General features: G+C 62.6%; 17 protein-coding genes and 2 tRNA genes. 10 read left to right on the top strand and 9 right to left on the bottom strand.

Annotation, left to right across the window (positions count from 1 at the left end):
• Positions 1-4: 4 nt before the first annotated feature.
• Positions 5-1,747: a DUF87 domain-containing protein gene (locus SVXhr_RS09045; RefSeq protein ID WP_275736885.1), complete on the top strand. Its 1,743-nt coding sequence runs from the start codon at positions 5-7 to the stop codon at positions 1,745-1,747.
• Positions 1,748-1,775: 28 nt separating this feature from the next.
• Here SVXhr_RS09045 and SVXhr_RS09040 read toward each other — a convergent pair whose 3' ends face one another.
• Positions 1,776-2,252: a type IV pilin N-terminal domain-containing protein gene (locus SVXhr_RS09040; protein ID WP_275736884.1), complete on the bottom strand. Its 477-nt coding sequence runs from the start codon at positions 2,250-2,252 to the stop codon at positions 1,776-1,778.
• 267 nt (positions 2,253-2,519) lie between these two features.
• On the bottom strand, positions 2,520-3,362 hold the full coding sequence (locus tag SVXhr_RS09035) for a rhodanese-like domain-containing protein (protein ID WP_275736883.1): 843 nt from the start codon (positions 3,360-3,362) through the stop codon (positions 2,520-2,522).
• A 552-nt stretch (positions 3,363-3,914) separates the two neighbouring features.
• Here SVXhr_RS09035 and SVXhr_RS09030 point away from each other — a divergent pair.
• Positions 3,915-4,931, top strand: a complete 1,017-nt coding sequence (locus tag SVXhr_RS09030; RefSeq protein WP_275736882.1) for an SGNH/GDSL hydrolase family protein — start codon at positions 3,915-3,917, stop codon at positions 4,929-4,931.
• A 168-nt stretch (positions 4,932-5,099) separates the two neighbouring features.
• Here SVXhr_RS09030 and SVXhr_RS09025 read toward each other — a convergent pair.
• The 3 genes from SVXhr_RS09025 to SVXhr_RS09015 all read right to left on the bottom strand — a co-directional run bounded on the left by SVXhr_RS09025 (position 5,100) and on the right by SVXhr_RS09015 (position 6,523).
• Positions 5,100-5,275: transfer RNA gene (locus SVXhr_RS09025), tRNA-Trp, on the bottom strand.
• A gap of 41 nt (positions 5,276-5,316) precedes the next feature.
• Positions 5,317-5,544, bottom strand: coding sequence for a DUF5795 family protein (locus SVXhr_RS09020; protein WP_275736881.1), 228 nt, complete (start codon positions 5,542-5,544; stop codon positions 5,317-5,319).
• 109 nt (positions 5,545-5,653) lie between these two features.
• On the bottom strand, positions 5,654-6,523 hold the full coding sequence (locus SVXhr_RS09015; RefSeq protein WP_275736880.1) for a DUF5794 domain-containing protein: 870 nt from the start codon (positions 6,521-6,523) through the stop codon (positions 5,654-5,656).
• A 498-nt stretch (positions 6,524-7,021) separates the two neighbouring features.
• Between SVXhr_RS09015 and guaB the strand changes: the two genes are divergently transcribed.
• Entirely contained in the window at positions 7,022-8,509 is a 1,488-nt protein-coding gene (gene guaB, locus SVXhr_RS09010) for an IMP dehydrogenase (RefSeq protein WP_275736879.1), read from the top strand.
• 27 nt (positions 8,510-8,536) lie between these two features.
• Here guaB and SVXhr_RS09005 read toward each other — a convergent pair whose 3' ends face one another.
• Together SVXhr_RS09005 and SVXhr_RS09000 are read right to left on the bottom strand one after the other, a co-directional pair.
• Positions 8,537-9,544, bottom strand: a complete 1,008-nt coding sequence (locus SVXhr_RS09005) for an FAD-dependent oxidoreductase (RefSeq protein WP_275736878.1) — start codon at positions 9,542-9,544, stop codon at positions 8,537-8,539.
• A gap of 495 nt (positions 9,545-10,039) precedes the next feature.
• Positions 10,040-10,114 (bottom strand) — tRNA-Met (locus SVXhr_RS09000).
• Between the two features lie 239 nt (positions 10,115-10,353).
• Here SVXhr_RS09000 and SVXhr_RS08995 point away from each other — a divergent pair.
• Entirely contained in the window at positions 10,354-12,702 is a 2,349-nt protein-coding gene (locus SVXhr_RS08995) for a DUF2298 domain-containing protein (protein WP_275736877.1), read from the top strand.
• On the opposite strand, the gene SVXhr_RS08990 is transcribed toward SVXhr_RS08995, so the two are convergent.
• The gene (locus tag SVXhr_RS08990) at positions 12,680-12,931 is read right to left on the bottom strand and encodes an HAH_0734 family protein (RefSeq protein WP_275736876.1); all 252 of its coding nucleotides are present in this window, start codon (positions 12,929-12,931) and stop codon (positions 12,680-12,682) included. The genes SVXhr_RS08995 and SVXhr_RS08990 overlap by 23 nt on opposite strands.
• Positions 12,932-13,102: 171 nt before the next feature.
• Here SVXhr_RS08990 and SVXhr_RS08985 point away from each other — a divergent pair, with 171 nt between their 5' ends.
• The 5 genes from SVXhr_RS08985 to SVXhr_RS08965 are packed head-to-tail and all read left to right on the top strand — an operon-like array spanning position 13,103 to position 15,294.
• Entirely contained in the window at positions 13,103-13,384 is a 282-nt protein-coding gene (locus SVXhr_RS08985; RefSeq protein WP_015790511.1) for a 50S ribosomal protein L44e, read from the top strand.
• Positions 13,385-13,386: 2 nt separating this feature from the next.
• Positions 13,387-13,560: a 30S ribosomal protein S27e gene (locus tag SVXhr_RS08980; RefSeq protein WP_275736875.1), complete on the top strand. Its 174-nt coding sequence runs from the start codon at positions 13,387-13,389 to the stop codon at positions 13,558-13,560.
• Entirely contained in the window at positions 13,557-14,357 is an 801-nt protein-coding gene (locus tag SVXhr_RS08975) for a translation initiation factor IF-2 subunit alpha (protein ID WP_275736874.1), read from the top strand. The genes SVXhr_RS08980 and SVXhr_RS08975 overlap by 4 nt, the downstream gene beginning before the upstream one ends.
• Positions 14,354-14,536, top strand: coding sequence for an RNA-protein complex protein Nop10 (locus SVXhr_RS08970; protein WP_275736873.1), 183 nt, complete (start codon positions 14,354-14,356; stop codon positions 14,534-14,536). The genes SVXhr_RS08975 and SVXhr_RS08970 overlap by 4 nt, the downstream gene beginning before the upstream one ends.
• 5 nt (positions 14,537-14,541) lie before the next feature.
• On the top strand, positions 14,542-15,294 hold the full coding sequence (locus SVXhr_RS08965; RefSeq protein ID WP_275736872.1) for a proteasome assembly chaperone family protein: 753 nt from the start codon (positions 14,542-14,544) through the stop codon (positions 15,292-15,294).
• A 20-nt stretch (positions 15,295-15,314) separates the two neighbouring features.
• Here SVXhr_RS08965 and SVXhr_RS08960 read toward each other — a convergent pair whose 3' ends face one another.
• Complete coding sequence (locus SVXhr_RS08960) at positions 15,315-16,490, bottom strand: pyridoxal-phosphate dependent enzyme (protein WP_275736871.1); 1,176 nt, start codon at positions 16,488-16,490, stop codon at positions 15,315-15,317.
• Between the two features lie 119 nt (positions 16,491-16,609).
• Between SVXhr_RS08960 and SVXhr_RS08955 the strand changes: the two genes are divergently transcribed.
• Positions 16,610-17,905, top strand: a complete 1,296-nt coding sequence (locus tag SVXhr_RS08955) for an NAD(P)/FAD-dependent oxidoreductase (protein WP_275736870.1) — start codon at positions 16,610-16,612, stop codon at positions 17,903-17,905.
• Positions 17,906-17,917: the final 12 nt, after the last annotated feature.

Raw genomic sequence — 17,917 nt, 5'->3', positions numbered from 1 at the left:
ACGTATGGCTGACAGCGATACGCGGACGATCACCGTTGCGGAACGCAGCCCCGGGCATGGCGGGACTGGTGACGTAGGCCGGCCGGTTTCGCTGCCAGTCGTCGAATTGCTCACCGGACGCGGGTTCATCACCGGGAAATCAGGGAGCGGCAAGAGCAATTCCGCGTCGGTCGTCGCCGAGAAGTTGCTCGACAACGGCTTCGGCCTGCTCATCGTCGACATCGACGGCGAGTACTACGGGCTCAAGGAGGAGTACGAGATCCTCCACGCCGGGGCCGACGACGAGTGTGACATCCAGGTCACGACCGACCACGCCGAGAAACTCGCTTCGCTCGCCTTAGAACAGAACGTCCCGATCATCCTCGACGTTTCGAGTTACCTCGACGAGGAGAAGGCCCGTGAGGTACTGACGGCCGTTGCCCGCCAGCTGTTCGCGAAGGCCAAGAAGTGCAAACAGCCGTTCCTCTTGCTGGTCGAGGAGATCCACGAGTACATCCCGGAGAAGGGCGGCGTTGATGAGTGCGGGAAGATGCTGATCAAGATCGGCAAGCGCGGGCGCAAACACGGCCTTGGCATCGTCGGGATCAGCCAGCGACCCGCCGACGTCAAAAAGGACTTCATCACCCAGTGTGACTGGCTGGTCTGGCATCGCCTCACCTGGAACAACGACACCAAGGTCGTCAGCCGCATCCTCGACGGCCAGTACGCCGACGCCGTCGAGGACCTGGCCGACGGCGAGGCGTTCCTGATGACCGACTGGGCGGCGGCCGTCGAGCGCGTCCAGTTCTACCGCAAGCAGACGTTCGACGCCGGGGCCACCCCGGGGCTGGAGGACTTCGAGCGCCCGGATCTCAAGTCCGTCAGCGACGACCTCGTCTCCGAACTGAAGTCGATCACCGACGAGCGTGCGGAGACCGAAGACCGGATCGCCGAACTCCGGGAGGAACTCGACCGCAAGAACTCCCGGATCGCCGAACTCGAACGCGAACTCCAGGACGCCCGGGACATGAGCCGGATGGCCGATCAGTTCGTCGACGCCCTGGTCGAGCACGTCGACGGGGCGAACCCGGGCCGGACCGAACAGGCAAAGCTTCGGGACAGCCATGCACGCACGCAGGGCCAGGCCACGGACGACACCGACGACCAGGCCACGTTCGGGTCGGACGTCGCTACGGCGGACGGTTCAGGGACGGCCGCGCCGGACGCTGCCGGCGGCAACGGCACGGGGGAGGCAGTCGCCGAGGCGTTCGAGTCTATCGACGATTTCGTCCCGGCGGAAGCATCGGTCGACTCCACCCCCATCGCTGACGCAACCGACACCGCCTCGGAGACCGACGAGTCCGCTGACGGCACCGGGTCAGCTGGCGAAGACGAGGATGAAATCACGGCGGCGAGCGGGGAAGTCTCCATCGACGAGGTGCCCGATTTCGTCGGCCGGCTCCGTGCCGAAGTCCGGTCGCTCGAACCCAAAACCCAGAAGATGCTCTCGTATTACCGCGAACAGGGGCCGGCGTCGCCGCTCGACGCCCACTTTGTCGCCGGCGGATCGGGTGATCGCACGCATGCCTACGCCCGCAATCGGACGCTTCGGACGGCCGAACTGATCGAGCACGTCGGCCAGGGAGCCTACGATTATCGGTTACCGGATCTGCTGGCGGACCGTGCCGAACGCGCCCCCGAAGACGTCGAGGATGCAGACCTCGACGCCTATATCGACGTGATCGAAGCGACTATCGACGACTTCTGAACGGAAACCGGGTTGCAGCCCGTCTCGATTACCGCGTCCAGGTTGTCAACGGCTGGCTTTGAGAGCCGGTAGACGAGACCCAGATGAGTTGGACTTCATCGACATCAGAGACACTCAGGCTGCCAGCTGTGAGATCGATATAGTCAGTTGCTGGCGTGGTGCCGCCGTAGACAAGTTCCATCGAGTCCGTGGCAGTGACTGTATCGCCGTCACTGTATCCGTTTGCGTCCGCGAACGTGTAGCGTTCAGCAGGATGACTTCCCTCATACGATATCACCGCGGTGAGCTCTTCAGCAGTCGCAGACTCGCCACCGTCATGTTCGATGACGATCGCGTCCCCCTCTTCGGAAATGTCCCAGCTAGTGCTGGGCGGCTGATTCTCCGGCATGTCCATATTCATTACGAATGTGCCGACGACAGCCGCGAGCAGCACAGTGACCGCAACCATCAGGATCACCCCGATGACTGGCGATACCCCCCTATCCAGCAGTCGATACGTGGACATTGCAATCAAGTAATTCAACACACTAATACAAATATTTTTATATTTATTCATTAGGGAAACCACTGGAGAATGTCTTGCGTATATCACCGGGTTGTTGTTTTTCGGACGGTTATTTCTCGAAAGACCGGCGTGATATGAATAACAATTATATATTTGTTGTTTTATACTCCGCTATATGTCGTTTTACAACGACGCTCCTTGTCGCACCACTACGTGTCCACGACGGTCTGCCTGTCACTCTGATTGAACTCGGGATAGGTCGTCACGTTATTCCCAGCAGTACCGGTTTAACGGCGCGTCCGGGTCCTGGGTCCACTCCTGGGCGGCCCCGTTGTAGACTCTGGCGTTCTCATAGCCCAGCATCTCTTGGATGACGTATCGCCAGGATTTCGAGAACGGGGACGCACCACAGTAGAGGACTACCTCTTTCGTTCGGTCGTCGCCGACGAGTCCTTCGACGAAGGGTTCCAGCTCCTCAGGTGGTTTGAACGTCCCCTCGTCCGTCCAGATCCAGGCGGCCGGGAGACAGGACGCCCCCGGGATGTGACCCGGACGGTCCGTGAAATCCTCCTGCATTGCCCCGAAATAGGCTTCCGGCGACCGGGTGTCGAGCAGCGGAACATCCCCGAGACGGGAAGCTACCTCGTCTTTCGTCACGAACATCTGTTCGTCGAGTGTGCCCGTGTACTCGGCAGGTGTCGGTGTGACTGCCCCGTCTTCAGTCGGTCGTCCTTCGTCGGCCCATTTCGTATAGCCGCCGTCGAGAATTGAGACATCGTCTAGACCAGCGTAAACAAGCGTATCCGCAGCGTTGGCCGCGTCGGCAAGCGCGAACGTGTCCTCGGTCCCGCCGACGACTACGACTCGGGAGTCCGAGTCGATCCCCAGCGACCCCAGGGTCTCGAAGAGGTCCGCCGCGCTCGGCAGCGTGAGGAGCAGGTCGGCTTCGGCGTCCATCCACGTCCATTTCGGGGCGTTGACTGCACCGGGAATGTGACCTTCCTCGTAGGCTGTTGGCCCTCTGGCGTCGACGACGACGAGATCCTCGTCGGTACGACGATCAGCCAGCCACTCCGTCGAAACGATCGGGTTGATTGATCTTGTCTCCACCATAGCAACCACGTTACAGCCCCATACCGGTGTCTCGCTTATAAAATGGCTGGCTGGTTTCACAGACGTTCCCGTGGGAGAATAGCGGCTACGAATTCTTGCCGCCCACTGCGAAGGAGCACTGTACGGCTCATACAGCATCGGTAAAACATGTGCCATTTATTAATTTATCCATACTAACATATGATAACTTATTTTCTGGGTACTTTCTCCCAAAGTATCATTTTTGAAAGCGTACGGAAGGTATACATTTATGAAATACGTCAGTTACTCACGGGTCGGTCCCCGCCGACCCAGGCGATACACAGCGGTCCCCGTTTCCCCCGACGCGGACCGTCTGCACATCAAGACGACCGGATTGCCATTCCCTTCCCCCACCATCTTCGGTCGCCTTGATTTCAGGCCCTTGCTTGAGGAGCCTGGGGTACGTCCTATCTGGGCGTTTGTTTTCACCACCGGACGAGGCAAACGAGCCGCCACGGATCGATGGCGGATCGCGAATGATTTCCAACAAACCCATGTGATCGCGATTCGACTGGTGCCACGACGCACATGGATCACGACCAGTATCCGTCGGTTTCGTTGCATAACGTCGCGGAAACTGAACCCGCCGAGTGGGGCCCGGATGGGGATCGACTCTGTCGGATCCCATCTTCGTTTGGCCAGGAGCTAAACGAGATGGCGGCAGACCGGGTTCGTCACCCCACGGCCAGTGAAGTCCGGTTCGTTCCAACCGAGGACGACGCGGCGATCGAAGTGACGCTTTCGGCCGCCGAAGAGACGGAATTTCGGACGTTCTGGGGTGTCCACCAGCCCTGGCAGCCGACCGAGGTCGGCCCGACGCCGGAGACGTACACCTTCAGCGTGCCCGAGCGTCTCCGCGAAATCGAGCCGACCGATGAGGCGGGTCGATTTGATCCGGAAGTCTGCCGGATCCGCTTCGAACGTCGGACAGCGATCGCGATCCACGATATTTCCGGTAACTGCCGCCCGCCAAACGAGGACGAACTCCCGGAGCAACGCTATCTCGCTTACGGGACTTCGATCACGGAAGGTGCCGCCGCCTCGGCGCTTCACACGGATTACGTCACCCACGTCGCCCGGGACCTCGGATACGACCTGCTGAACTTCGGTTGCTCGGGGTCCGCCTACGCGGACTCGTCGATGGCGGACTACCTCGCCACTCGCGACGACTGGGACGTCGCAACGCTTGAACTGTCTGTGAACATGGCCAACGCTGATTTCACGCCGGCCGAGTTCCACGACCGCGTCGAGTACTTCGTGAACACGATTGCGGATGCACATCCCGAGAAACCGATCGTGTGTCTCACGTTGTTCCCCTACTTCGACGACCTGACCGAATCCGGCGACGCCGAACACGCCAGCGCGTTCCGCGATGCAGTGCGTGCTGTCGTCGCCGAGTCGCCACACGAGAACCTCCACGTCGTCGCGGGGCCTGACCTCAACGATATCACCGGGTTAACGGCCGATCTCCTCCACCCGGGTGATGCCGGAATGGAACGGATCGGCACCCGACTGGCCGACCGTATCGAAGCAATCGCTGAGTGAGTTCTGGGACTCGATCTAGCTACTTGATGCGGCATAGATGGGTCTATATGCTGTCTGAATAGAGGGGATCGGAAGGATTGTGAACCGCGGTCGTAGTGAGCGGCTCCCACATTCACATCTCTCCGAATTACACACTTGCGCCTCACGGAGTTGGTGGGCGCGAAAGAATGGGGTCGGAGAGATTTGAACTCCCGATCGACTGATATCTCCGGTTGCGCCTCGGAACTCCAGAGGGTCATCAAGGCGGCCGGTGATCAGCCGGTCGCTCAGTATATCAGTCTGGAGTGTCGTCCCGGGCGCGTGCCTCTGGAGTCAGTCGCCATGCCGGACTTGGCCACGACCCCGCAACCCGTCGTTAGACGATTTCCCCTAAAGGGATTTCGATTCAGTCTCTGTCGGTTGTTGCCCACTCACAGTCCTGGCACTTGTTTCCGGTCACGAACTCGGTGATCGAGGGCATATATCCGACTTCCAGGACATCGCCGCCACATTCGGGGCACGTGCGCTCGGCGTCGGAGATCGATTCGGCGTCCATGACATCCTCGCCTTCGATGAGTTCTGCCAGCGTGACGGCGGTGACCATCCGTCCCTGGACCACCCTATTTTCGGCCATGACGGACCCAGGCTATCGAGACTTCTAAATATTGCCGTCCAGGCAGGATTCCTACTGTCAACGTACACCGTCTCTTCGTTCGGCCCCCGTTCACTATCGAGCCCTGTCTCTACAGCCACGGTGAGCGATCGTCACTGCCATCTGATTCTGTCGAGACAGAATTTGACGCGTCGGACTGACTGCCGCCGTCCGGGAGTGACTCGTCCGCCTCAGCGTCCACTGGGGACTCGCGGGGTGGGAAGATCAGTCCCTGGTCCGGATCGAACGCCAATAGCCCGGCCATCGCAAGGACAGCCAGCGAAAGCGGGGCGTCGCTGGGGACGAATCCGTAGATCGATAGCGCCAGCACGCCGAGGGCAACAGCGCTGCCGAAACGAAAGCGGTCGATGTCGACGTTGGCTCGAAGCCACGGGCCAGCAAGCGCAACAAGTACCGCAAAGCCGACGCCGACCAGGGCCGTGGCTGTCCCGTTGACGACGAGTTCGGGATCAGTGGCGACGGTCAGTTCCGCGCCGCCGAGGTCAAGACTGGCGATCAGGCCGAATCCGACGACGATCGCCGGCCGTGGAATGAGGTCGGCGATCCGTGAACTGGCGGTCTGGGCGGCGATTGCCAGGATAACGAGCCCCGCGAACCGCTCGAAGATTGCCAGATCGAGCACGCTGGCGATCGTCGGCGCGAGGGCCGCTTCAACCGCTGCAATCGGCAACAGGATCGCCCCGACACCGAGGACAGTCAGAACCTGCTCGCGCGGCGTCCCGTCTAAATCTGCGAGGATGACTGCGACCGTTGCACTTCCCCCAAAGACCAGGAGTCCGACCTCGAAAACCCCGGACACACTGCCCATCGCACCGGCGAGGATCAGCGCCGGGAACACCCCGTCGACGAGTGGGAGACACATCACCGTCGCAAGCAGGCGACCGTCACCGCCGACGCGTCGCTCGATGGCGAGGGCGATCGGATGTTGGGAGCTACTCATCAGCGACGGGGGCCGTCTCCCGTGGCCAATGGGTACTGGGGCCGTCTTCGGTATCGCTCGGCGATACCGTGACGGTCGTGCTCCGCCGGCTGACTGGTTGTGTCAGCGCCAAAATTGAACGGTGTCCCCATCGACTTCCATGTATTCGTCACACCGGTGACTGCACGCTGCTCACTGGCGATCCGCGAGCTGATGGGGATGGCGGAAGCCATATGATAAACCACGAAGGATAGAAGTAAAAACGTTGTGTGAGAAGTGCCCGCAAGCGACGGTATGCGCATGGATCGGCTACAAAATAGCAGTCATTTCGAATAATATCGTTCATTTGTACTGGATCGTAATCTCCTTTCGGATAACTGCCTGTGGGATCCGGATATCGTAATGATCGGTCATCGGACGCCCTCCACAATCGCGGGGCGCTGTGGTTCCACCCGGTGAAACTGCAAGCGATGAGCGACAACTCGCAACGTTTTTGGGCTGGGCTGTACGACCGATTACATGGCGAAGCACGATCGACCGTTTTCGGCGAAACTCGACGTACCGGAAGCGCTGACCTTCGACGACGTCCTGTTGCGTCCGAAGGAGAGTCGCGTCGAACCTGACGATGCGACGACGGAGACCCGCGTCTCGAAGAACGTCTCGTTGAACGTCCCCGTCCTTTCGGCAGCGATGGACACCGTCACCGAGGGCGAGATGGCGATCGCGATGGCTCGACACGGCGGACTCGGCGTCATTCACCGTAACATGGACGTCGACCGGATGGTCACGGAGATCGAGCGCGTCAAACGCGCTGACGAACCTATCATTCGCGATGTCGTGACGGCTGACCCGGACCAAACCGTCCGTGAGGTCGACGAGATGATGGAGCACAAGGGCGTCAGTGGCGCGCCCGTCGTGGGCGAGGACGACGAAGTCCTGGGGATCATTTCGGCGACGGACATCCGCCCGTACCTCGAAGTCGGCGAATCGGATGCCGTTCGGGAGGCCATGACTGACGAGGTTATCACCGCCGAAGAGTCCGTCTCGCCGCGCGAGGCGCTCGAACTCATGTACGAACACAAGATCGAGCGCGTCCCGATCGTCGACGACGGGGACCGCCTCATCGGGCTGGTGACGATGCAGGGGATTCTCCAGCGTCGCGAGTACGACCAGGCCGCCCGAGACGAGAACGGGCGCCTCCGGTGTGGCGTCGCCGTCGGCCCCTTCGAGACGGAGCGGGCGCTCGAAGCCGATGACGCCGGTGCGGACATCATTTTCGTCGACTGCGCACACGCCCACAACCTCGACGTGGTCGACACGGCCAGAGATATCAAAGCGGAGATCGACGCGGACATCGTCGTCGGGAACATCGGCACGCGGGAGGCCGCCGAGGACCTTGTCGACTTCGCCGACGGGCTCAAGGTCGGCATCGGCCCGGGCAGCATCTGTACGACGCGAATCGTCTCCGGGTCGGGGATGCCCCAGCTTTCGGCCGTCGCCGAGGTCGCCGACGTCGCAGCAGATCACGACGTGCCCGTCATCGCGGACGGTGGCATTCGGTACTCCGGCGACGCGATCAAGGCCATCGGGGCCGGCGCGGACGCCGTGATGCTCGGCTCGTACTTTGCGGGCACCGACGAAGCGCCGGGTCGCATCATCACCCGCAACGGCAAGAAGTACAAGCAGTACCGCGGGATGGGTAGCGTCGGCGCGATGAAGTCCGGCGGCGGCGAGCGATACCTCAAGGACGTCGAGGATCAGGAGGAAGAGGACTACGTCCCGGAGGGCGTCGAGGCAGCCACGCCGTATCAGGGACCTGTCGAGAACGAACTCCACCAGATGGTCGGCGGGATGCAGTCCGGAATGGGCTACGTCGGTGCGAGTTCGATCCCCGAGTTCAAGGAACGCGCCGAGTTCGTCCGGGTCTCCAGTGCCGGCCAGCAGGAGAACCATCCCCACGACGTGCTCATCACTGACGAGGCTCCGAACTACAGTCCCGGCGAGTGACGACGGGACGAAAAGTATAGCACCGACTTACTGCAGGTTTCGACCGGCATCCAGGCCACTCCGGAGGGCCGATCGTGTCCGCCCGATACCGTTGACCCAGTCGCCAGCGATCGCCAGGTCCGAATCGAGCGCCTGCTCGATCAGTTCTTCATCCGGGCTTCGCGTGGGGATCGCGTCACCCCAGCGCTGGTACTCCCACCAGTTTGGATCGACGAGCCGGTCGTCGCCGATGAGTTCCCGGGCTCGATGGGTCGCCGCCTCGGCGGCAGCGGCCGGCGACGTCTGTGGGTGCGTGACGACCCAGCTCGGGCCGAACTGGACGACGATCACCGTCTCGCCATCCGGAACGTGGCCGGGTTTGTGACCTTCGTTTGACACCCACGCCACATCGTAGACACTCTCCTCGCTGACGAGCCCGAAGTACGGCGTCTCCAGTTCGAAGGCAAAGTGGAGCGCAACGGTATCCATCGTCCGGTAGGGGATCTGATTGATGGCCATGGCCAGTTCCTCCCGGAGCGAGGCATCCCAATCTGCGGTTTCCAGCAGGACCGACGCCGACGCGGTTGGCACCGCGAGCACGATCGCATCGAACTCCCGCTCGCCCGTCTCGGTCGTGAGACGCCACCCATCGTCGAGTCGTTCGAGGTGTGTCACGCCGACGCCATCCTCCAGCGTCGCGCCGCTGGCATCGATCATGCCTCGGACGACCTCGTCGAGGCCACCGCGGCCCGTCCAGCGGGTGTTCTGTGGCGTATCTCCGGCCGTGACCTCCCCGGCGGCGTCGAACCGCCAGACCGGTGGTTCGATCTCGACGAGTCTGTCCCCGGCGGCGTCTTCGATGATCGCTTCCAGGTCCGGATCGGCGACTTCGAGGTAGTTCGCACCGAAGTCGAAGATACATCCGTTCCGTTGCCGACTCGCCATCCGCCCCCCGACGGTATCCATCTCGTAGACGGTGACGTCGGCGTCGCTCAACGCGTAGGCCGCACCGGCCCCGGCGATCCCGCCACCGACGATTCCGATTTCTTCGGTCATAGTCGACCTTCGCCGGCGGGTACCTAAAAGTCGGGCTTGCAGGCAGGTACTGTCTCATTCCGCTCAAAACAGGGGTAAGCCACGACAGCGACAGCACAGCGAGGATGGCGCAGAGATACACCTCTGCGCCGTAAATTCGCCGAGACGTAGCGGGAGATGGATTTGAACCACGCGAAACGCTCGCTCCGCTCGCGTTTCTCTATTTCAAATCCACTCTATACGATTTGCTGCTCACGGATTTGTTCGCAGCAAAATAGCGGGAGGTGGATTTGAACCACGCCCACTTCGGTCGCTTCACTCCCTCGTGGTCTACTTCAAATCACCGTGACCGATATTCGCCGCTCGCAAGTTTGCGAGCGGCAGAAGTATAGCGGGAGGTGGATTTGAACCACGGTCGTTCCGCTCCGCTCCACTCCCTGCTTCAAATCCACTACGGCGACAGCACAGCGAGGATGGCGCAGAGATACGCCTCTGCGCCGTAAATTCGCTGAGAAGTAGCGGGAGGTGGATTTGAACCACCGATCTGCGGGTTATGAGCCCGCCGGAATCTCCTAGCTATCCCATCCCGCTACCCTACTGTACCCTCGGTCGTCAATTAAGGGTTGTGATTCGGATGCCGTCCGTTAGTTCTTACCGTGCATTCCCTGTGACTTGACGGAACAATTCCAGCAAATACTTACACCGGATATTCTGGTAGACTGGCCCCTGGTTGGGCCGTCGAGACGTATTCTCCCTGCCAAGGTGACGTTGCATGACCGTCTCTTTCAATTACACAAGCCATTTAGTGCGGTTGTCCGTTGGCCCGGGTGATGGAGTTTGGACTCCTCGCGCTGTGGCTAGGGACCTATCTCCTGCTGTTATTCGTCGGTCTCCCGATCACTCACACGGTGCTGCCGGACCTGGCCGATAGTGGTGCCGGGGTTGCGATTCCGCTCACATTGACGATCATCTGGCTCGTCACCTTCTTCGTCGGCCACGTCTCGCTCACGCTCGGGCTCTGGGGCGGACTCTTCGTCCTCGGTCTCGTCGCTGTGATCGCTCGGCATCGAAGCGACAGCGTGAACAGAACGGTGTATATGGAAACGGCGGCGGTGTTTTCGATCGCGTTCCTGTTCGTTGTGGCGATCCGAGCGGTCGATCCGGCCGTCCACGCCAGCGGTGGTGAGAAGTTCCTCGACTTCGGCCTGCTCCAGACCCTCCTCCGCGCCGAGGCCCTGCCACCCGAGGACATGTGGTTCGCCGGCGAACCCGTCCAGTACTACTACGGCGGTCATCTCCTCGCGTCGCTGCTCGCCCGCATGACGGACACTGCTGCCCGGTTCGCCTACAATCTCTCCGTTGCGGGGTTTTATGCGATGGTCGTCACGGCCGCGTACGGGCTCGCGAAAGACGTCGCCGCCGGTCGTGATCTTCCGGCCCGCCCCGCGGGTGTCATCGCCGCCTTCTTCGTCGGATTAGCGAGCAATCTCGTTCCGGCGGTCCAGTTGGTCCTTCTGACGCTCCCGACCGATATCGCAACGCGATTCTCAGTGGCTTTCGGCCACGAACTCGACGGGCTGGGGACCGGGTTCGCGAATTTCAGTTACTGGACGGCCAGCCGGGTCATCCCGGGGACGATCAACGAGTTCCCGCTGTTTGCCTGGCTCAACGGTGATCTCCACCCACACATGATGAGCCCACCCCTGTTGCTGCTCGCGGCGACGCTTCTCTATGGCTATTACCGGACGCCAGCGGGTGACCGAACCCGACGGATCGCGTTACTTGCCGCCCTCGGCCCGATCGCGGCCCAACTCGCCGTCAGCAACACCTGGTCGTTCCCCTCGATCGGCGGGCTCACCGTTCTGACAGTTTCACTCGCACCGGCGAGTCCGGTAACGCTACTGCCGCCGTCGATCCGGAACCGGCTCGACGCACGTGATTGGCGTTGGGAGGAAATTCGGCGTCACGTTCTCGCCGGCGTCGCGGGGGTCGCGGTGCTCGTGATCGGGGGTGCGCTGTCGTTGCCGTTCTGGTTACAGTCCGTGAGTGGCCAGCAGCAACTTGCCCTGTGGCCGGACCGAAGTGGACTCGGCCCACTCCTGCTGGTTCACGGGGCGTTCCTGATCGCATTCGCGTGCTACTATGTTCGGTACTTGCATTCACACACCACCCGGGTGGTCAGGAGAACACTACTGGGTGGTGCGTTCGGCCTGGTTCTCGTCTCCGTTTTGCTCGACGTGCCCGCGCTCGGGCTGTTCGGGCCGCTGATCGCCGTCGGCTGGTTCCTTCGCCGTGTTGGGGATTATAAGGATGTGCCGACACCCGGCTACGAGACGATCCTGATCGTGGCCGGAGCGGGGCTCGTGGTACTCGTCGAATTCGTCTACGTCCAAGAGCAGGCCGGGCCGGGGCGCATGAACACCGTCTTCAAGTTCTACGCCCAGACGTGGGCGCTCTGGGCCTCGGCGATGGGGGTCGTACTCGTGGGGTTGCTTGCCGACCGACGGCCTTCGCTTGGCCTGTCCAGTGACGGGTGGCGACGTGGCTTCCGAGTCCTCGTTGCCGTACTGGTTGTTTCGACCTCGATATACGGTGTGTTGGCCCTCTCACAGCATTTCTCCGGGTCTTCCGTGACAGCGCCACCGGAGGAACCGACCCTCGATGCGCTCGCGTTCGTCGACAGGTACCATCCGGAGGAAGCGCCGGCGATCCACTGGCTCAATGACAACGTCACCGGGCAACCGAACCTGTTGTCCCGACCGACTTCGGGCTCGCTGAGTCGATACTGTGCTGCTGACAGCGAACTCTCAACGGGCGTCACGCCATGGCGCTGGGACATCTACAACTGGGGCAATGCTCCTGCAACCATGACTGGCGTCCCAACGGTCGCCGGATGGAACCGCGAAATCGGCTATCGCGGGGCATCGACGTACTGTGAACGCGTCCACGATACCATCCAGCTGTTCACTGGTGCCCCCACAAACCAGCGTCGATTGCTCGCCCAGTATGATATCGCATATGTCTACGTCGGCCCGCTCGAACGGGCGGCCTTCCCGGAGATCACGGTCCAGAAACTCGACGCCGTGACGATCGAAAAACACTGGGACTCGGTGACAATCTACCGCGTCAACCAGTCGATGCTTGGCTCGAACTATCTCAGGCCGACTCGACGACAGTAATCGCGTCGGCGTCCGCAGAGAGTGTCTCCATGTGCATCGGGATGTAGTTCCGGAGCTCGAAGGTCTCGCGTTCGTCCTCGCTGCCGACCGTACACCACAGCTGGGGTTCGGCCGGGCCATGCCAGTCGCCCTGTTTATTGATCCCGAAGCAGATGTACTCTTCGCCGTCGTGCTCGATCACGGCGTCTTTGCGGATGCCGGGGTCGCCGTGGATGATGAGCCGCTTCATGAACTACCGGGGATTCGCCTGAGATGGCATTAAACGCTTCGGAGCATGCAGTCTGTGTACGGACTGATGGCCGTATGGCGTGCGGATGATTCACGTTCCACAGACGGCGCTCGCGTGGAACCAAACGGGTTTTAAGCCGGGCTGTCTAACCCTCCGGCAAGGTAGATATCCATGCAGATGCCACGCCGGTTTAACACCTACTGTCCGAACTGCAACGAGCACCACGAACACGAAGTCGAGCGCGTCCGACAGGGACGCTCTACCGGCATGACGAAAGTCAACGGCCGCCAGCGCGAGCGCCAGTCCGGGATCGGGAACGACGGCAAGTTCTCGAAGGTCCCCGGTGGCGACAAGCCGACGAAGAAGACCAACCTCACGTACCGCTGTTCGGAGTGTGGCAACGCCCACCTCCGCGAGGGATGGCGCGCCGGCCGGATCGAGTTCCAGGAATAACGATGACAGGAAACTTCTACAGCGTCCGATGTCCGGACTGTGAGAACGAACAGGTCGTCTTCGGCAAGGCGGCGAGTGAAGTCGTCTGTGCCGTCTGTGGGAACACGCTCGTCCGCCCGACCGGTGGCAAGGCCACCATTGAGGGCGACGTACTCGAGACGGTCGAACAACGATGAAGTTCAGCGGCTGGCCCGAACCCGGCGAACTGGTCGTCGGGCGCGTCGACGAGATCGAGGACTTCGGTGTGTTCGTCGACCTCTTAGAGTACGAGGACAAGCGCGGGCTGGCCCACATCAGCGAGGTCGCCTCCGGGTGGATCAAGAACGTCCGCGACCACGTCAACGAGGGCCAGACTGTCGTCGCGAAGGTCTTAGACGTCGACGAGGACGCCCAGCAGATCGACCTCTCGATCAAGGACGTCAACGATCACCAGCGCAAGGACACCATCCAGGAGTGGAAAAACGAGCAGAAGGCCGACAACTGGATGTCCATCGCCTTCGGCGAGGATCTCGACGACGACCACTACGCTGCCATCGCCGAGGAACTCATCGCCGCGTTCGGCTCGATGTACGACGGCTTCGAGCAGGCGGCCATCCACGGCACGGAGCCGCTCGAAGAGACCGACCTCGACGACGAGGAGATCGACGCGATCGTCGAGGCGGCACGCGAGAACGTCTCGGTCCCGTACGTCAACGTCACGGGCTACGTCGATCTGACGTGCCCCGAGAGTGACGGCGTTGATGCAATCAAGGAAGCGATGCAGGCCGCCGAGGGCAACGGCAGCGTGCCAGAGGAGATCGAACTCGACGTCACCTACGTCGGGGCCCCCGAATACCGGATCGAGGTGCAGGCTCCGGATTACAAGACGGCCGAGTCCCAACTTGAAGCGAGCGCAGACCGCGCCGCGGCGGCCATCGAAGAACGCGGTGGCTCCGCCGAGTACCACCGTGAGCGGACCACCGAAGAGGAATGAAGTCCGACATCCGGGTGTGTTCGGCGTGGCGCGAAGCACACGACCGCCCGGTGTACACGCTCGGTGACGCCTGTCCTGATTGTGGCGCGTCGGCCAAAAACGCCGTTCCAGCCCCGTTTTCTCCAGAAGACCCGAACGGGGAGTATCGACGCGCTCTTAAACGACGACACCGGCAGTAGGCGGTATGGACGAATACGAGATCGAAGTTCTTGGCGACGTCGACCTCGACGAGCCGGTTCTGGTTGAGGGATTGCCGGGGGTTGGCCACGTCGGGAAACTGGCCGCCGAACATTTACTCGAAGAACTCGACAGCACGCCGGTCCGGCGTGTCTACTCCCAGCACTTTCCGCCGCAGGTCAGCGTCGAGGATGGCATCGAACTCGCCAGTGCAACCTTCCACGCAGTCACCCCCGAGGACGGCCAGGATATGCTCGTTCTCTCGGGCGACCACCAGGCCCAGGACAACGTCGGTCACTACGGCCTCGTCGAGACCTTCCTCGACGTCGCTGCGGAATTCGACGTCGAACGCATCGTCGCGCTGGGCGGGGTCCCGACGGGCGAACTCATCGAGGAGTACGACGTCATCGGTGCGGTCACGACCGAGGACCTGGAGACGGAACTCGAGGACGCCGGCGTCGACTTCCGCGAGAACGAGCCAGCCGGGGGCATCGTCGGGGTTTCGGGGCTGCTGCTCGGGATGGGCCAGCGTCGGGAGTGGCCGGCAGCCTGTCTGATGGGCGAGACCTCGGGCTACCTCGTCGATCCCAAGAGCGCCCAGGCGGTCCTCGAAATTCTACAGGACATCCTCGGCTTCGATGTCGACTATGCCTCGCTCGAAGAGCGTGCCGACGACATGGAGGAAGTCGTCCGGAAGATCCAGGAGATGGAGCAAGGTGCACCCAGCAGTCCCGACGAGGATCTCCGATATATCGGCTGAACGAACGGCTTTTTCGCCCTTCAGATCCCGCGGCTCATCAACTGACTGCGGAGGATGTCGCTCTCGGCAGCGACGGCGAGCGGATCGACGACGAGTACGGACGCACCCGTTTCGATCGTTCCGCGCTCGGCAAGTTCGTGAGCGCCAGCCAGCGCGACACCGCCGGTCGCACTGACCTCGACGCCGGTCGCCGCGTTGGCGTCGACGGCGGCGGCGAGAGCATCGTCGTCCGTCACGGCCACTGCACCGCCGTCGCTGGCTGTGAGTGCGTCGAGGGCGAGCGATCCGACGGCCGGCTCTGGGATTTCTAGGGGACCGATCACGCTGTCCGGTGTCTCCCAGGCCTCGATCTCCACGCCGTTCTCGTGAGCGGTGACGATCGGTGCACATCCCGCCGGCTGTGCGGCGTACAGCCGTGGAACTGCGTCGATTCGACCGGCCGCCTCGAGCGCTTGCAGCCCGGCGAAGAACCCGGCGAGGCGAGTCCCGTGGCCGACCGGCAGGACGACGGCGTCCGGCGACGATCCGTCCTGTCCAAAGAGATCCCACGCGAGCGTCGCCGCACCGAGTTGCCGGAACGGCGAGGCCGGCCCGACCGGGAAGGCGTCGGTGTCGGCATCGTCGTAGGCGGCTGCCGCGTCGACATATCGGCCCTCGACGACCGAGAGCTCGCCGCCGTGGACGTTTGTCATCGCCTTCTCGACGAAGGGTGTCCGGGAGGGGACGTAGGACAGCGATTCGAGGCCGGCGCGGCCGGCGTAGGCGGCTGCCGACCGTGCGGCGTTGCCCGTCGATGGCAGGACGACGCGCTCGGCGTCACGTTCAGCGGCGACCGAGACGGCCACGGCCAACTCTCGATCCACGGCACTGCCGGTGGGATTGCGTCCTTCGTCGGCGATCCGGACGCGGTCGACGCCGAGTTCGGCAGCCAGTGAGGGGGCGTCGATGACAGTCTTTCCGCCCGCACCGAGCGAGACGAGCCCCGCATCCGAGTCGAATCCCAGCGCCGGGGCGAAACGGTCGATTCCGGTTGCGTTGTCCGTTTCAGCCGCAACCACGTCTGTGAGTGCATCGGCGTCGAACACCGGTGTGACAGGGTCGCCACACTCGGGGCAAGTCGTCTCGACGTCCTCCGGGGCGAGGGTCGTCTCGCACGTCTGGCAATCGAAGCCGTCGAGTCCGCCGTCGGTGTGCATACCACGCCGTCAGTCCGCCCCGCTAAAGTGTGGTCCGGTCACGGAGAACGTCCGCTCCCGACTGGCCCATCGCCCACGGTCGACCGGGGTTTTTGATCGTCGCCCCCGTAGGCGACGACATGACTGACGTGATCGTGGCTGGCGGCGGGCTCGCCGGACTGGTCGCCGCACGCCACCTCGCCGAAGACGGACTGGACGTGACCGCCTTCGAGGCAGATTCGAGCGTTGGCGGTCGAGTCCACACCCACAAAGACGACGGATTTACCTACGATCGGGGGTTCCAGGTCGTCTTCGACAGCTATCCGGCAGTCAAGCGCGAACTCGACGTGGACGCGCTCGACCTGCGGCGATTCGCACCGGGCGCGACGCTCGCACGGCCGGGCGAACGGAGCGTCATCGCTGACCCGCTTCGGGACCCACGGACCGTGACCCAAACGCTGTTCAACCGCGAGATTCCCTTCGGCGACAAGCTTCGCGTCCTCAAACTCCGTCAGGAACTCGCTGGGCGTGATGAAGGCGATATCTTCGACCCGACGCGGCCGGATCGGACTATCGAGGCGGCGCTGGCCGACCGTGGCTTCTCCCAAGCTTTCGGCGAGCGGTTCGTCGCGCCGTTCTACGGCGGGATCACGCTGGATCGCACGCTGTCGACGGACGCCCGGATCTTCGAGTACACGTTTGCCAGACTGATCGAGGGGTCGGCGGCGGTCCCGGCTGACGGGATGGCGGCGATTCCGAAGCAACTGGCCCGTCGTGCCCGCGAGGCCGGTGTGCGGATCGAAACGGGGGTGACGGTCGAGTCGATCGGCGCGGATGCTGGTGAGACCGGCGAAACGGGAGACAGCGTGAGGGTGACCGTCGACGGCGAGACCATCACGGCGGCCGGCGCGGTCGTGGCGACCGACCCGAAGACGGCCGGCGAGCTCACGGGCGTCGAGACGCCGACCGACTATCGGGGGTGTGCCACTGTCTACGCGTCGTTGCCCTCCGAAACGCAACTCGATACGGGCAAACGCCTCCTGTTGAACGTCGCGGACGACCGGCCAAATCAGGTTGCGCCCATGTCGGCAGTGGCTCCCGAGTTCGCACCGGACGGCCAGCAGTTACTCGCCGCGACGTTCCTCGGTGTGCCGGCTGCTGACGACGAAACGCTGTTTGAAGAGACGAGAGATACCCTCTCGGAGTGGTATCCCGAACGCTCGTTCGCCACCCTCGAACACCGCCGGACGGAACGGGTCCCCTTCGCCCAGATCGACCAGCCGCCAGGGTTCCAGTCGGGGCTGCCCGATCCGGACGACCCGGACGGCCCCGTTGTCCTGGCCGGCGATTACACTCGCTGGAGTTCGATACAGAGTGCTCTCCAGAGCGGTCGAATCGCCGCTGAGACACTCCTAGACGGGCCGGGACTCCCCTGACTGCCCGGCCGA

This window comes from Halorhabdus sp. SVX81 (assembly GCF_029207715.1).
Classification (GTDB): domain Archaea; phylum Halobacteriota; class Halobacteria; order Halobacteriales; family Haloarculaceae; genus Halorhabdus.
Note: the sequence above shows the minus strand (reverse complement) of the source record. Positions and strands in the feature narration are given on the sequence as shown.

What these genes read in the sequence shown, in the direction of transcription:
- SVXhr_RS09045 (WP_275736885.1), top strand. Translation starts at nt 5, where the DNA reads ATGGCTGACAGCGATACGCGGACGATCACCGTTGCGGAACGCAGCCCC.
- SVXhr_RS09040 (WP_275736884.1), bottom strand. Translation starts at nt 2,252, where the DNA reads ATGTCCACGTATCGACTGCTGGATAGGGGGGTATCGCCAGTCATCGGG.
- SVXhr_RS09030 (WP_275736882.1), top strand. Translation starts at nt 3,915, where the DNA reads ATGGATCACGACCAGTATCCGTCGGTTTCGTTGCATAACGTCGCGGAA.
- SVXhr_RS09020 (WP_275736881.1), bottom strand. Translation starts at nt 5,544, where the DNA reads ATGGCCGAAAATAGGGTGGTCCAGGGACGGATGGTCACCGCCGTCACG.
- SVXhr_RS09015 (WP_275736880.1), bottom strand. Translation starts at nt 6,523, where the DNA reads ATGAGTAGCTCCCAACATCCGATCGCCCTCGCCATCGAGCGACGCGTC.
- guaB (WP_275736879.1), top strand. Translation starts at nt 7,022, where the DNA reads ATGGCGAAGCACGATCGACCGTTTTCGGCGAAACTCGACGTACCGGAA.
- SVXhr_RS09005 (WP_275736878.1), bottom strand. Translation starts at nt 9,544, where the DNA reads ATGACCGAAGAAATCGGAATCGTCGGTGGCGGGATCGCCGGGGCCGGT.
- SVXhr_RS08995 (WP_275736877.1), top strand. Translation starts at nt 10,354, where the DNA reads ATGGAGTTTGGACTCCTCGCGCTGTGGCTAGGGACCTATCTCCTGCTG.
- SVXhr_RS08990 (WP_275736876.1), bottom strand. Translation starts at nt 12,931, where the DNA reads ATGAAGCGGCTCATCATCCACGGCGACCCCGGCATCCGCAAAGACGCC.
- SVXhr_RS08985 (WP_015790511.1), top strand. Translation starts at nt 13,103, where the DNA reads ATGCAGATGCCACGCCGGTTTAACACCTACTGTCCGAACTGCAACGAG.
- SVXhr_RS08980 (WP_275736875.1), top strand. Translation starts at nt 13,387, where the DNA reads ATGACAGGAAACTTCTACAGCGTCCGATGTCCGGACTGTGAGAACGAA.
- SVXhr_RS08975 (WP_275736874.1), top strand. Translation starts at nt 13,557, where the DNA reads ATGAAGTTCAGCGGCTGGCCCGAACCCGGCGAACTGGTCGTCGGGCGC.
- SVXhr_RS08970 (WP_275736873.1), top strand. Translation starts at nt 14,354, where the DNA reads ATGAAGTCCGACATCCGGGTGTGTTCGGCGTGGCGCGAAGCACACGAC.
- SVXhr_RS08965 (WP_275736872.1), top strand. Translation starts at nt 14,542, where the DNA reads ATGGACGAATACGAGATCGAAGTTCTTGGCGACGTCGACCTCGACGAG.
- SVXhr_RS08960 (WP_275736871.1), bottom strand. Translation starts at nt 16,490, where the DNA reads ATGCACACCGACGGCGGACTCGACGGCTTCGATTGCCAGACGTGCGAG.
- SVXhr_RS08955 (WP_275736870.1), top strand. Translation starts at nt 16,610, where the DNA reads ATGACTGACGTGATCGTGGCTGGCGGCGGGCTCGCCGGACTGGTCGCC.